At 61.0% G+C, this 13407-nt stretch carries 11 protein-coding genes; 6 read left to right on the top strand and 5 right to left on the bottom strand.

Annotated features, from left to right (window positions below):
* The first annotated feature begins 68 nt into the window (after window positions 1-68).
* Together pglA and BUA94_RS12240 are read left to right on the top strand one after the other, a co-directional pair.
* Window positions 69-1592: a polygalacturonase PglA gene (pglA, locus tag BUA94_RS12245; RefSeq protein ID WP_073013400.1), complete on the top strand. Its 1524-nt coding sequence runs from the start codon at window positions 69-71 to the stop codon at window positions 1590-1592.
* Entirely contained in the window at window positions 1589-2710 is a 1122-nt protein-coding gene (locus BUA94_RS12240) for a glycoside hydrolase family 88/105 protein (protein ID WP_073013398.1), read from the top strand. The genes pglA and BUA94_RS12240 overlap by 4 nt, the downstream gene beginning before the upstream one ends.
* A 13-nt stretch (window positions 2711-2723) precedes the next feature.
* On the opposite strand, the gene BUA94_RS12235 is transcribed toward BUA94_RS12240, so the two are convergent.
* Window positions 2724-3539 (bottom strand): GntR family transcriptional regulator, encoded by an 816-nt coding sequence (locus BUA94_RS12235; RefSeq protein ID WP_084081968.1) that lies wholly within the window; start codon window positions 3537-3539, stop codon window positions 2724-2726.
* A gap of 142 nt (window positions 3540-3681) precedes the next feature.
* On the opposite strand from BUA94_RS12235, the gene BUA94_RS12230 reads away from it, so the two are divergent.
* The 3 genes from BUA94_RS12230 to BUA94_RS12220 are packed head-to-tail and all read left to right on the top strand — an operon-like array spanning window position 3682 to window position 6547.
* Window positions 3682-4653, top strand: coding sequence for a sialic acid TRAP transporter substrate-binding protein SiaP (locus BUA94_RS12230; RefSeq protein ID WP_073013393.1), 972 nt, complete (start codon window positions 3682-3684; stop codon window positions 4651-4653).
* 23 nt (window positions 4654-4676) lie between these two features.
* Window positions 4677-5258: a TRAP transporter small permease gene (locus BUA94_RS12225; RefSeq protein WP_073013391.1), complete on the top strand. Its 582-nt coding sequence runs from the start codon at window positions 4677-4679 to the stop codon at window positions 5256-5258.
* A gap of 11 nt (window positions 5259-5269) precedes the next feature.
* Window positions 5270-6547 carry a TRAP transporter large permease gene (locus BUA94_RS12220; protein WP_073013389.1) on the top strand — a complete coding sequence of 426 codons (1278 nt, stop codon included), beginning with the start codon at window positions 5270-5272 and terminating at the stop codon, window positions 6545-6547.
* 51 nt (window positions 6548-6598) lie between these two features.
* Here BUA94_RS12220 and BUA94_RS12215 read toward each other — a convergent pair whose 3' ends face one another.
* Complete coding sequence (locus tag BUA94_RS12215; protein WP_073013387.1) at window positions 6599-7468, bottom strand: pyrroline-5-carboxylate reductase family protein; 870 nt, start codon at window positions 7466-7468, stop codon at window positions 6599-6601.
* Window positions 7469-7515: 47 nt separating this feature from the next.
* A complete protein-coding gene (gene putA / locus BUA94_RS12210; RefSeq protein ID WP_073013385.1) occupies window positions 7516-10986 on the bottom strand; it encodes a bifunctional proline dehydrogenase/L-glutamate gamma-semialdehyde dehydrogenase PutA in 3471 nt (1156 codons plus the stop codon).
* 73 nt (window positions 10987-11059) lie between these two features.
* Here putA and BUA94_RS12205 point away from each other — a divergent pair, with 73 nt between their 5' ends.
* Window positions 11060-11563 carry an Lrp/AsnC family transcriptional regulator gene (locus BUA94_RS12205; RefSeq protein WP_408011929.1) on the top strand — a complete coding sequence of 168 codons (504 nt, stop codon included), beginning with the start codon at window positions 11060-11062 and terminating at the stop codon, window positions 11561-11563.
* Between the two features lie 80 nt (window positions 11564-11643).
* Here the strand turns inward: BUA94_RS12205 and iolB are convergent, their stop codons facing one another.
* Together iolB and iolE are read right to left on the bottom strand one after the other, a co-directional pair.
* Window positions 11644-12462 (bottom strand): 5-deoxy-glucuronate isomerase, encoded by an 819-nt coding sequence (iolB, locus tag BUA94_RS12200; RefSeq protein ID WP_073013383.1) that lies wholly within the window; start codon window positions 12460-12462, stop codon window positions 11644-11646.
* On the bottom strand, window positions 12459-13355 hold the full coding sequence (gene iolE / locus BUA94_RS12195; RefSeq protein WP_073013381.1) for a myo-inosose-2 dehydratase: 897 nt from the start codon (window positions 13353-13355) through the stop codon (window positions 12459-12461). Before iolE ends, iolB begins: the two co-directional genes overlap by 4 nt.
* Window positions 13356-13407 lie beyond the last annotated feature (52 nt).

Genomic DNA, 13407 nt, shown 5'->3' with positions numbered 1-13407 from the left:
GCCAGCCGCCTCGGGGCGGCTGGCCTCATATGAGCGGTTCGTCTTGCCAGAGATCCGATAAAAGTTTCATGCCCCAGACATTCCTCCGCCTCTGCGCCGCCGGCTCCCGATCTGCGGCCATCGTTCTTGCCTTGCCTGATGCCAGGTATCATTTGCCCCGGCAGGTGAACTGGCGCCTGTCCTCGCAGCGTGGGAACGTGCAGCTTGGCGAGACCCGCACGGTCATGGTCTGTCTGCATGATCTGGAACCTGGAACACGCTACCGGTTCGAGGCGGAAGGGGAACTGCTCGAGTTCCGCACCGAACCTTGCGCCGGAGCGGTCAGACTTGATCAATTCGGTGCCTCGGAAGATGCGGAAGATAACCGTGAAGCCTTTGCCCGCGCGATTGCCGCTGTTCTTCATGGCGGAACGCTGATCGTTCCCCGTGGTACGTGGAAGACCGGACCTGTTCAGCTCAAGTCGGCCATGACCCTTTATCTGGAAGACGGGGCGGTTCTTGCTGCAATTGGCGAGCGGGGAGGCTGGCCGGTTCTCGAGGCTCAGGATGACGATGGCAAGATGCTCGGCTCCTGGGAGGGCCTGCCTGCCCGCTGCTATGCGGGTGTCGTGAATGCGGTCGGTGCGCAGGCGCTTTCGATCACCGGACAGGGTGTCATCGACGGCGGCGGTGACCGGGGGGATTGGTGGACCTGGCCCAAGGAAACTCGTGAGGGCGCAAGGCGGCCACGGCTGATGCATCTGATCGGCTGTGAGGAGGTGCTTCTGCTCGGAGTGACGATCTGCAACTCCCCCTCCTGGACCGTTCATCCGCAAGGCTGCAACCGCCTGATTGCTGCCGGACTTCATATTTCCAATCCACCGGACAGCCCCAACACGGATGGCCTTGATCCGGAGAGCTGCACGGATGTGCTGATCGAAGGCGTCCGGTTCTCGGTCGGGGACGATTGCATCGCAATCAAGTCCGGCAAGCGCACCGCCTCCCAGATCTGTCACCTTGCACCGACACGCGGCGTTACGGTGCGCCATTGTCTCATGGAGCGCGGTCATGGCGGTGTCGTTCTGGGCAGCGAGATGAGCGGCGGCATTCATGATGTGCTGGTCGAGGACTGCGAAATGGTCGACACCGACCGGGGCCTGCGCATCAAGACAAGGCGGGGACGGGGCGGCACGGTCAGTGGTGTCACCTTCCGGCGGGTCGATATGGACGGTGTTCATGCCGCGCTGACCGCCAATGCATTCTATTTCTGCGACCCGGACGGTCACGATGCCTGGGTTCAGGACCGGGCGCCTGCTCTGGTCGATGTCACCACACCCGAAATCCGGGACATCTTGGTCGAAGACGTCCGGCTGAAGAATGTCAGCGTTGCAGCGGGGGCGTTCCTGGGCCTGCCGGAAGCACCGATCACGGGGATCCGGGTGAGGGACATGTCCGTGACCTATGCGCCCGATGGGCAGGCCGGCGTTCCGGTCATGGCCGACGGCGTCCGTTCCATGCGCCATATGCCTCTGGTCATCGAGAATGCGGAACTGATTTGTGAAACAACGGGCTCCGGCCCTCAGCTTGAGATATGCGAGGGAGTGTCGTCATGAACCCGCTTGAGTTTTTCGACCGCTATGCAGAGCGCTACCAGCCCTACAAGGGCGGCAGCTGGTGCTACGAAGATGGGTTGATCTATCGCGGGCTTGCCCTGCTGCACAAGGCAACCGGTGACCAGCGGTTCCTGGATCATCTGCTGCGTCTGGCCAATGCCCAGATTGCGGCTGACGGAACTCTGCGTGGTTATGATCCGGCCGAATATAATATCGACAATGTGATGTCAGGCCGGTGTCTGTTCTATCTCGCTGATGTGAGCGGCGATCCGCGCTACATGGCCGCCGCTGACCGCCTGATCGGACAGCTCCAGACCCATCCGCGCACGCAGTCGGGCAATTTCTGGCACAAGCGGATCTATCCAAGCCAGGTCTGGCTGGACGGGCTCTATATGGGGCTGCCCTTCCAGATCGAATATGGCCAGAGGACTGGTTCCGGTGCGCTGGTGAATGACGCGCTCGATCAACTCGTCCGGGCGCTGGAACTGACCGGACGTGGCGATGGGCTCTATGTTCACGGGTATGACGAGGCCCGCAAGCAGGCTTGGGCGGATCCGGTGACCGGTCACTCTGCCGCCTGCTGGGGCCGGGCGCTGGGCTGGCTTGCCATGGCCCTTTCCGATGTTGCCGCGCTGACCGGTTCGGAAGTGTTCCGGGCCAAAGGCCTCGAGGCACGCAGCCGCGATTTGTTCGAGAAGCTTTTGACGTTGAAGGCCGGGGACGGTCTTTGGCTTCAGGTGATCGACCAGCCGGATCTTCCGGGCAATTACTCCGAGAGCTCAGCATCCGCGATGTTCGCCTATGCATTCCTGCGCGCGGGAACAGCGGGGCTCTGGGCCAAGGGCGAGGCGGAAGGCCGGAAAGCTCTAGCGGCAGTGATCACCTCTGCCCTGAAGACCGGTGAAAATGGCGAAACCGGCCTGCAGCAGATCTGCCATGTGGCCGGCCTCGGCGGCTTTTCCGGCACCTACCGGGACGGCTCGCCCGCCTATTACATCACCGAGACCATTGTTGCGGACGATTCCAAGGGTGTCGGTCCGCTGATGATGGCGGTCTCGGAAGATCTGGCCAGCCGCAGTGCCCATGGGGCACAGGGCGGGGCCCGGGCGTCTGCCTGAGAAGATCGGCTTCTCAGGCAGCGCTATCTGGAAGATTGTCCGGGTCGATGTCGATGATGAAATATTGCGGGTTCTGCGCAACGCCCATGGCGATATAGCTGCGCAGGCCGGTCAGGTGAGTCGCCATTTCACTGGCCGCCTTGTTCAGGTTTCCCGCCTTGATCTCCTCGACTATCGCCGAATGTTCGCGCACGACCAGCCCCATACGGCCGGCCTGTGCGAAGGTGAGCCGGCGGAACCGGTCCATCTGCACCTTGATCTCCTGCACATGCTCCCAAACTCTTGGAAGTCCCGCAATGTGTCCGATCAGCTCGTGGAATTCGTCATCAAGGTGATGAAACCTCGAGACGTCCTCGGAACTGGCGACGTCTGCCTGCAGCGCGAGGTGGGCATCCAACAATTGCCAGTCCTGGGGTGTGGCTCTGGAGGTGGCCGTCCTGACCAGCATGATTTCAAGCGCCCGTCTCGACAGCATGGCTTCCGGCAGGGCGGAGACCGGAATGCGGCCGACATAGGATCCTGACTGGGGAACGACTTCCACCAGCTGCTCTTCCGCAAGGCGCAGGATTGCCTCCCGCACGGGTGTGCGGCTGACGCCTTCAAGATGCGCGATGGCATTTTCGGAAATGGGGGTTCCCGGCAGGAGGTCCAGCTCCACGATGGACGTCCGTATCTTTTGATAGAGCCTTTCGCCGATCGAACTGCCAGACCGCACAAGCCAGTGGGCCGGACCGCTGGGACCGGTGTTTGGCGCACGGATCCGCCGTTTTCGAGGGCGCGGAGAGGCCTGATCTTCGGGAGTTTCGGTTAAGGGGACGTCCGACGTCATACTTATTGCTGCCCTGCGTCATATCTGCGAGCTTGATTTCGCAGCTTATCTTGCATACCAGTTAATAGCGCGGTTGTCCGTTCTGAAAAGAGCGGGGCCCGCAAAAACCAGAGGGAGACTGGTTTTCTAGAGGAGGATTTCTATGATCAAGTCGTTCAAGGCAGCCCTTGCTGCCGGGTGCATTCTTTTGTCTGGTGCATCCACTGGTTATTCTGCCGAAGAATTGAAATGGGCCCATGTCTATGAAGACGGCTCGACCTATCATCAGCAGGCGCTTGTGGCCGCTGCCGAAATCAAGGAGCGCACGGAAGGCCGCGTAGACATCAAGGTGTTCCCGGCCTCGTCCCTTGGCAAGGAAGTGGAGATCAACGAGGGCCTCGGCATTGGCGCCGTGGACATCATCTACACCGGCCCGAGCTTCGTGGAACGCTACTACGGTCCGATTGCGATTTCCGACTATCCCTTCATCATGCGTGGCTATGACCACTGGAAGACCTATCGGACGTCGGATCTGTTCAAGGAATTGTCTGAGGGCTATCACGATGCCACCGGCAATCAGGTGCTGAGCCTGCTCTATTACGGCATGCGTCACGTCACGTCCAACAAACCGATCCTGAAACCTGAGGACATGAAGGGCCTGAAGATCCGCGTGCCGGATTCACCGCTGATGCTCATGTTCCCGAAGGCAGTAGACGCCAATCCGACGCCGATGGCTTTCTCTGAGGTCTATCTGGCGCTTCAGCAGGGTGTTGTGGATGCCCAGGAAAATCCGCTGCCGACCATCAAGTTCAAGAAGTTCTATGAGGTTCAGTCCAACATCAACCTGACTGGCCACCTGCTGAACTCCCTGCTGATTATCGCATCCGATGATGCGCTGAACCGGATCGGGGAAGCGGACGCTGCGATTGTCCGTGAAGTCATGGACAAGACCGCGATGGTCATTTCCGATGAGATCCGCAAGCAGGAAGACGATCTGGTTGCCTGGTTCCGTGAACAGGGCGTTACGGTCAATGAGGTTGATCGCAAGCCGTTCCAGGATGCGGTCCTGCCATACCTGACCGGTGACGGTGTGCCCTACACCATGGAGCAGTTCGAGCGTCTCGGCGCCCTTTGAGGGCAGGACACGGAGCTGTTTTCATGATCAACCAACGAAATGGGGAGGGTGCGCCGGCGGCGCACCCGGACCTGATGACGGATGAGGCCGGCCAGGCCGCTGATGTCTCCGACTTCCGTGTGACGGATGTTCCCGGACTGATTGCCATCTGGGCTCTGACCGTGATCGTCTTCCTGCAATTCTTCACCCGCTATGTGCTGAATGACAGTCTGGCCTGGACCGAAGAACTCGCCCGTTACGTGATGGTGGTCGTTGCCTTCTTCGGGGCGGTGTCCGTATCGCGCAAGGGCCAGCATATTTTTCTGGAGTTCTTCTACCGCTACCTGCCGCTCCGGATTGCCAAGCTGACGGCCGTGGCGATGGAAGCCGTGTCGATGCTGTTCTGGGGCTTCATGGCCTATCAGGCAGTGCTGCTCGGCCAGAAGACCCGCACCAAGATGGCTTCGATCGAGCTGCCGAAGAACCTGCTGTTCTATGCCGCCGCCATCGCCCTGGCCTTCATGGCTCTCTACTCGGCCATCTGGCTGGTCAGAAAGATCCGGCAGCGGCCGGAGGATCTGGTGAGACAGATCGAAAAACAGGCCCTTTCCGAGATCTCTGACTGAGCGGACCCCTCATGGCTCTTGCGCTTCTCTTCATCATTCTCTTTGCGCTGCTGATCGCCGGGGCTCCGGTCGCCGTCGCTCTCGGCGTGGCGTCGCTGACCTATACCCTGATCGAAGGGGTTCCCAGCATGGTGGTGCTGCACCGCATGGTTGGCGGCATCGACAGCTTTCCCCTGATCGCCGTGCCCTTCTTCATCATGGCCGGACACCTGATGAACACGTCCGGCATCACCACCAAGATCTTCACCTTTTCCCGTGCGGCCGTCGGCTGGATGCATGGCGGGCTTGGCCATGTGAATGTCGGGGCCAGTGTCATCTTCGCCGGTATGTCCGGCGCGGCTGTGGCGGATGCGGGTGGTCTCGGAAACATCGAGATCAAGGCCATGCGGGAAGCCGGATATGACACGGACTTTTCCGTCGGCATTACGGCTGCGTCTTCCACGATCGGACCGATCATTCCGCCATCCCTGCCTCTGGTGGTCTATGGCGTCATCGCTGACACGTCTATCGGCCGCCTGTTTGCAGCGGGGCTGATCCCGGGCCTGTTGATGGCCTTCTCGCTGATGATCATGGTCGCCTATTACTCGCGGATCCGGAAATATCCGCGCGATGACCGTTTCCGCTTTGATGTCTTTTTCCGCACGCTCTGGGCTGCTCTCCTGCCGCTTCTGACACCGGTCATCATCGTGGGCGGTATTCTGTTCGGCATCTTCACGCCGACGGAATCGGCCATTGCCGCGGTCGCCTATGCGCTGTTCCTGGGGTTGTTCGTCTACCGGACCCTTGATTGGCGACGGGTGCTCAGAGTGTCCATGGACACGGTCGAGACGACAGCCTCGGTAATGATGATCGTTGCCACCTCGACGATCTTTGCCTGGATCCTGACAGCCAATCAGGTCGCGGAAGTCTTCGCCTCCGGCCTTTTGGATCTGACGGAAAACAAGACGGCCATCCTGCTCCTGATGATGCTGATCGTTCTTGTGATCGGCTGTTTCATGGAGACGATTGCCGCCATCACCATCCTGACGCCGGTGCTCTTGCCGGTGGCCTTGTCGGTGGGCGTGGATCCGGTGCATTTCGGCATCATCCTGATCCTCAACCTGATGATTGGACTGCTGACGCCGCCTGTCGGGATGGTGCTTTATGTCCTGTCAAAGGTCTCGGCGGTGCCGTTCGAGCGCTGCGTGGTGGCAACGGCACCTTTTCTGATCCCTCTGATCTCGGTGCTGCTGCTGCTGACCTTTGTGCCGGAGCTGACCCTCTGGCTGCCGTCGCTTATCTACAAGTGATCTGAAAGGTCCCGGTTGCGCACATAGACCGGGGCCTTTCAGGCTGTCTCCTCAGGCCTGTAAGGGCCGGGCAGATCCCTGGAAGCGCTGATGGGCTTCCGAAATGGCCTCCGGGATCAGCCGGGGCAGGGCGTCATGATGTTCCAGGATGGTCCGGCTGGTCCCGGTCAGTGATGCTTCCTGTTTCAAAGCTGCCGGACTGCGCGGGTCCTGACGCAGCATCGCGGAAGCGCCGAACAGGGTCTGCTGAACAAGGCTCTCGGCAAGGCTCAATGGCATGCCCTCGGTATAGAGCGTCATGATCATCTGCTCTGCGAGGGAGAAGACAAAGCCCGGACCATCGCCGGACACGGCGGAGGCGAGGTCGAAGTGGCTTTCGCTTTCCAGCCAGTTGAACTGACCGACGCTGGCCATCAGTCCGGCCACGGCCTTCAGCTCGGCTTGCGTCAGCGAAGAGGCTCCGCAATGCCCGATGGACATGCCCTCTCCGACCATAACCGGCAGATTGGGCGTGACCCGGGCAACCTTGTCCGTTTCCAGCCTTTCCCGGAGCAGCTCAAGAGAGACGCCCGGAAGGATGGAGACAACGATCGCGTCTCTTGCCAGCTCCAGAAGCGCAGGGCAGGGCTGGTCGAGCAACGTTGGCTTGCCAGCAAGCAAAAGAATGCCCGGCTTCAGCGTCCTTGCCCGGTCCGACCGGCAGAGCAGCCGGATCCGGGAGCGCTTTGGCAAGGTTTCCCGGATCCTGTCGATCTGCGGATCTACAGCCGCAAGGCTTGCCTGCGGGTTCTGTCTTTCCAGCCCTGCCAATATGGCAGTGGCAAGATCGCAGCAGCCGAAGGCCAGAACATCCACATGACCCTTTGCAGATGACGGGCCCCGTTTTTGGGCTTTTTCTTGTTTCGTGGCGGTCTCCAGCATCCATTTTCCCCTTTTGGATTTTGTCAGGATTTCCGTCAGGACAGTTCTTATGATTTCCCTGCAAGTTGTGCCGATTGCACCAGCAGGGCGGCATTGCCCCCTGCAGCTGTGGTGTCGATACAGACATGCCGCTCGTGGGCCACGTGCCCGACATCCGGCAGACCGCCGATCAGTGGCAGGATCGGGCCATTGCGGCTGGCCAGTGCCTGCGCAAAGCTGCGTGCCGTCTGCGCATCGCCCCACCACATCACACCGGAGAAGCCGTTTGCCTCTGCCAGAACGGCCGGATCGACCGGCAAGGGGTGGGCAATGGCGGTTCCGCCCAGTTCCTGCACACGGCGCACCTGTTCTGCCGCAATATCTGCGCCTGGACCCAGGCACAGCACGGGCTCCCGCGGATGGCGGGTCAGGATGTTGCTCTCGCCGGTCGGTCCCGGCATCCCGACGGACGGGCCTTCCTTTGCTGGGGGGGCGGACTTCAGAAGCTTTTCAAGTCCCTTTACCGTTGAGCTGGTCACGCCATCAAGGCTTGCCGCATAGGTGCCAGGTGCCGCGCGGTTCTTGAACCGCGGCAGATAGTTCGGGCCGCCAGCCTTGGGACCCGTGCCCGAAAGACCTTCGCCGCCGAAGGGCTGGGAGCCGACCACTGCGCCGATCTGATTGCGGTTCACATAGATGTTGCCGGCATGGATCGCCTGGCTGACGTCCTTCACGCGCTTGGTGATGCGGCTGTGCAGGCCGAAGGTCAGGCCATAGCCCGTTTCGTTGATATCGGAGATGACCTTGTCCAGGTCTTCCGCCCGGAATGTGGCGACATGCAGGACCGGCCCGAAGATCTCGCGCTGAAGGTCCTTGATGCCGGAGACGCGGATCAGGGCCGGGCCGACAAAGTGACCGGTTTCCGGCGCGTCCAGCTGCTTGATGAGGCGGCCTTCCTTGCGGGCGGTTTCGACATGCTGATCGATGGTGGCCTTGGCTGCCTTGTCGATGACCGGCCCGATGTCCGTGGTCAGCTCCCAGGGATTGCCGAGCAGATATTCATCCATGACGCCCTGGAGCATTGCGATGAAGTCATCGGCAATGTCTTCCTGGACATAGAGACAGCGCAGGGCAGAGCAACGCTGGCCAGCGGACTGGAAGGCCGAGGCGCAGACATCGCGGGCCGCCTGTTCGGGCAGGGCCGTGCTGTCGATGATCATGGCGTTCAGGCCGCCCGTCTCTGCGATCAGTGGCGCGTCTGGGGCCATGCCGCCAGCCATGGCCTTGCGGATGTTGAGGGCGGTCTGGGTGGAGCCGGTAAAGGCGACACCGGACACCCGTGCATCTGAGGTGAGAGCTGCGCCGACGACAGAGCCCTTGCCCAGAACAAGCTGAAGCGCGTCGCGGGGCACACCGGCTTCATGCAGAAGCTTCACGGCGAGGGCGGCGATCAGCGGGGTCTGTTCCGCAGGCTTGGCCAGCACACCGTTGCCCGTTGCAAGGGCTGCCGCGATCTGGCCGGAGAAGATTGCCAGCGGGAAGTTCCAGGGGCTGATGCAGGTGAAGACGCCTTTCGGGTTTTCTGAATGCTTGGCCGCCTGATCTGCATAGTAGCGCAGGAAGTCGACAGCTTCGCGCACTTCGCCGACCGCATCCGACAGGGTCTTGCCGGCTTCTCTCGCAAGTAGATTGAAAAAGGCACCGGTGTTGGCTTCGTAAAGGTCGGCCGCGCGGTTGAGGACAGCTGCCCGGGTTTCGACCGGCGCGCTCCAGCTGCGGGCCGCAGAAAGAGCCTGCTCGACGTCTTCGGCTGAGGCATTGCTGACCGTGCCGAAGGCTTCGCCTGTTGCCGGGTTCACGGCGGGAACACTCTCCCCAGCGCTCAGGTGAGCTGCCAGCAGCGATGTTGCGTTGAGCGGAACGTCCGTGTTGCGGGCAGCCTCGATGGCGGTCAATACACCCCGGCTGGAGATGTCGTGGCCAGAGCTGTTGCCGCGGGACGGCGAGAAGATGTCCGGGCCCGGCGTGACGCTCTTGCCCGGCGTATAGCCGACCGCTTCAAGAGCGGCGAAGGGGCAGGAGACGACGTCTTCCGGAGCGATACTCTTGTCGACGATCTGGTTGACGAAGGACGAATTCGCGCCGTTCTCGAGCAGGCGGCGGACCAGATAGGCCAGCAGATCCCGGTGTGCGCCAACAGGCGCATAGATCCGGCAGCGGGTGCCGTTTTCCTGCTTCACGATGTCATGCAGCTTTTCGCCCATGCCGTGCAGGCGCTGGAACTCAAAGGCGTCCTTGGAAAGGGACGATGCCATTTCCAGAACAGCAGCCATCGTGTGGGCGTTGTGGGTGGCGAACTGCGGATAGACGTGATCTGTCATGCCGAGCAGCTTGCGGGCATTGGCGATGTAGCTTACGTCGGACGAGACCTTGCGGGTGAAGACCGGGAAGCTCGGCAGGCCAACGACCTGGGCATGCTTGATCTCCGCATCCCAGTAGGCGCCCTTGACCAGGCGGATGGTGATGCGGCGGTTGAGCCGCTTTGCCAGGTCATGAAGCCAGTCGAGAACCGGGCCGGCCCGGCGGCTGTAGGCCTGGACCACGATGCCGAACCCGTCCCAGCCGGCAAGGGCTTCATCTTCCAGAACCTTCTCGATCACTTGCAGGGAGAGGACCAGCCGGTCCGCTTCCTCCGCATCGATGGCCAGGTTCATATTGGCGGCTTTTGCCTTGAGGGCCAGCGCCTTGAGCGCGGGAACCAGCTCGGCCAGAACGCGCGCTTCCTTTGCAGTTTCATAACGGGGATGCAGGGCAGAGAGCTTCACGGACACGCCCGGATTGTCGCGCATGTCCGGCTTGGTGCAGGCGCTGGCAAGGGCATCGATCGTGTCGGCATAGCTCTTGTGATAATGGGCGGCGGCCTTGGCGGTCATCGCGGCTTCGCCCAGCATGTCATAGGAATAGGTGAAGCCCTTGGCTTCCTTCTTTTCCGCCCGGTCCATGGCCTTGCGGATGGTTTCGCCCAGAACGAACTGGCGTCCCATTTCGCGCATGCCCTGGGCAACTGCGGCACGGATGACCGGCTCGCCAAGACGCTTCACGGCGCCGCGCACGATCCCGGTCAGGCCCGGCTTCTTGTCGCTCAGCACCTTGCCGGTCAGGGCAAGGCCTATGGTGGAAGTGTTGACCAGCGGCGAGGTGGAGTGGCCCCGGTGTGCATCCCAGTCATGAGGGACGATCTTGTCTTCGATCAGATCGTCAATGGTGGCATCATCCGGCACGCGCAGCAGCGCTTCGGCCAGACACATCAGCGCAATGCCTTCCTCGGTGGACAGGCCGTATTCTGCCAGGAACACTTCCATCAGACCCAGCTCGCCGTCAGCCCGGATCTTGGACACCAGCGCAGCGGCAGCCTGCACGATCGCGGCGCGCTCCTGCGCACTCAGATTTGCTTCGGCGCTCAAGGCCCGCAAAAGGGCGGTCTCGTCCTGAAGCTTCAGGGCATCAATGCGATCAAGCGTGGGATGGGCGGCGAGCATTTTTATTCTCCGATGGAAGTTCGCCTATGATACTGCTGTTCGGGAATTCATTTCGTCTGAAGGATGAGATCTTATGGTCGAAAAAACCAAAGATGATGGCATTGACGATCCAAATGGAATGGCGGACCTCGACAAGATCGACGTTTCGATCCTGAAGGTGCTTGCGGCCGATGCCCGTATTTCGATGACGCAATTGGCAGAAGAGGTCGGGCTGTCGAAAACGCCGGTTCTTGCGCGGGTGCGGCGTCTGGAGCAACTGGGTGTCATCACCGGCTATCGGGCGATGATCTCACCGGTGCGGCTGGGTGTTGCCCATATCGCCTTTGTGGAAGTCAGGATGATGGACACGCGCGAGCCCGCCCTGCAGGCCTTCAATCAGGCCGTTTCGCGCATTCCGGAAGTCGAGGAATGCCACATGATTGCAGGCGGCTATGATTATCTTCTGAAAGTGCGCACGCGGGATATTGCCGACTACCGCCGGGTGCTTGGCGAGAAGATCTCGTCACTCCCCCACGTCTCCGCCACTTCTACATTCGTGGCCATGGAAACGGTGAAGGAAGTGGCGCAGCCGATTTAGGGTCTGAATTTCAAGCTGGCCAAAAAGCAAGAAGCCCGCGCGGGAGGGGGCGCGGGCTTCTCGTATCCGGTGGCCGTTGATCAGGCGTCGCGCTTGGCGATCCAGTCGTGGTCCGGATGGTTCTTGAAACGCCACTTGCGCATCGGGCCGGCCATCACGTTGAGATAGTACATCTCGTAGCCATAGGGCGCGCCGCAGGGGTGGTGGCCCTTGGGGACCAGAACCACGTCGTGGCTGGAGACGGAGACGGTCTCGTCAAGGGTACCATCTTCCGTGAAGACCCGCTGGTGGCCGTAGCCCTGATCCGGGTTGAGACGGTGATAGTAGGTCTCTTCCAGATAGGTCATGTCCGGGAAATTGTCCTCGTCATGCCGGTGCGGCGGATAGGAGGACCAGTTCCCGGCAGGGGTGAAGACTTCCGTCACCAGCAGGCTGTCCGCAACATCGGATTCTTCCATGGCAATCGGGAAGATGTAGCGGGTGTTCGCGCCCTTGCCGCGTACCACCTTTTCGGGCTTGGGCAGGACTCGGGCCTTGTGGCCACCGTTGCCGGGGGCTGTGCACACGCCGATGGTGCAGTCCGTGGTGGCCTTGGCCGACCAGTCGCTGCCGGAGGGGACATAGACGCTGTGGGGAGCGAGCTGCTCGAACACGTTCATCCGCTCGCCCTGCTCGCCGAATTTCTCGCCTGCTGCGGAAATCTCGGCTTTGCCTTCGACCATGACAAGGATGACTTCGAGATCGCCGGTGGTCTCGGACACGGTCTCGCCAGCCTTCAGCCGGAAGAGGCCGAAGCCGACATAGCCCCAGTCCGGGGACTTTGGCCCCTTGGCGCTTTCGATGGTGATGTCATGAACCTTGCCGGCGGTGCCGGCAGGCTTGCGGAGGAGATCGCTCATTTCAGGTCTGCCTCTTTTGCGAGTGTCTTCAGGGTCTTCAGGCCAAGGCTCTGATACTGGAAGGGGTTACGGACTTCCGGATCCTGCTCGGCTTCGATGACAATCCAGCCTTCATAGGCGGAATCCTTCAGGATCTGGATCAGCGGTGCGAAATCGACGCCGCCTTCCTCGTCACCCGGCACGGTGAAGACACCGGCGCGAACGCCATCCATGAAGGACAGGCCCTTTTCGCGGACTTCGTACATCACTGCCGGACGCACGTTCTTGGCGTGGAAGTGACGGACGCGGTCGACGTATTTCTTCAGGATCGGTGCCGGATCAATGCCCTTGCCGCCGAAGTAGCAATGGCCAGCGTCAAACAGCAGCTTGGTGGCCGGACCGGTGGCGGCCATGAAGGCGTCGATTTCTTCCGGGGTCTCGACCACGGTGCCCATGTGGTGGTGGTAGACGAGGTGGATACCCTGGTTTGCGCAGAAGGCAGCCAGTTCCTCGACCTTTGCACCAAAGGCTTTCATTTCATCTGCGCTGAGAACCGGGCTCTGGGACAGATCAGTCTGGGAACCCTGAATGGTGTTCGAGGTCTCGCAGACGATGCAAACCTTGCAGCTGTTGTGCTTCAGTTTGTCGAGATGGGGCTGGATGGCCTTCTTCTCCGCTTCCACGGACTGGGCCAGCAGGTTGAGCGAGTACCAGCCGGAAATGAACTTCAGGCCGTAGCTGCCCAGAAGCTGCTTCAGGGCTTCGGGCTCATCCGGCCAGCGGTGGCCGTTTTCGATGCCGTCGAAGCCGATTTCGGAGGCTTCCTTGAGGATCTGTTCAGTCGGGATATGAGCACCGAGGGTCTGGTCGTCGTCGTTTGCCCAAGCAATCGGGTTGGTGCCGTAGAGGATCATTTCGAAGGTTCCTGAACGAAGGAGAGGGGATCGAACCACTTGCCGGGATTGA

The sequence above is a fragment of the Roseibium suaedae genome, from assembly GCF_900142725.1.
GTDB lineage: Bacteria > Pseudomonadota > Alphaproteobacteria > Rhizobiales > Stappiaceae > Roseibium > Roseibium suaedae.
The sequence above is the reverse complement of the archived record's forward strand: the minus strand, read 5'-3'. Positions and strand labels throughout refer to the sequence as shown.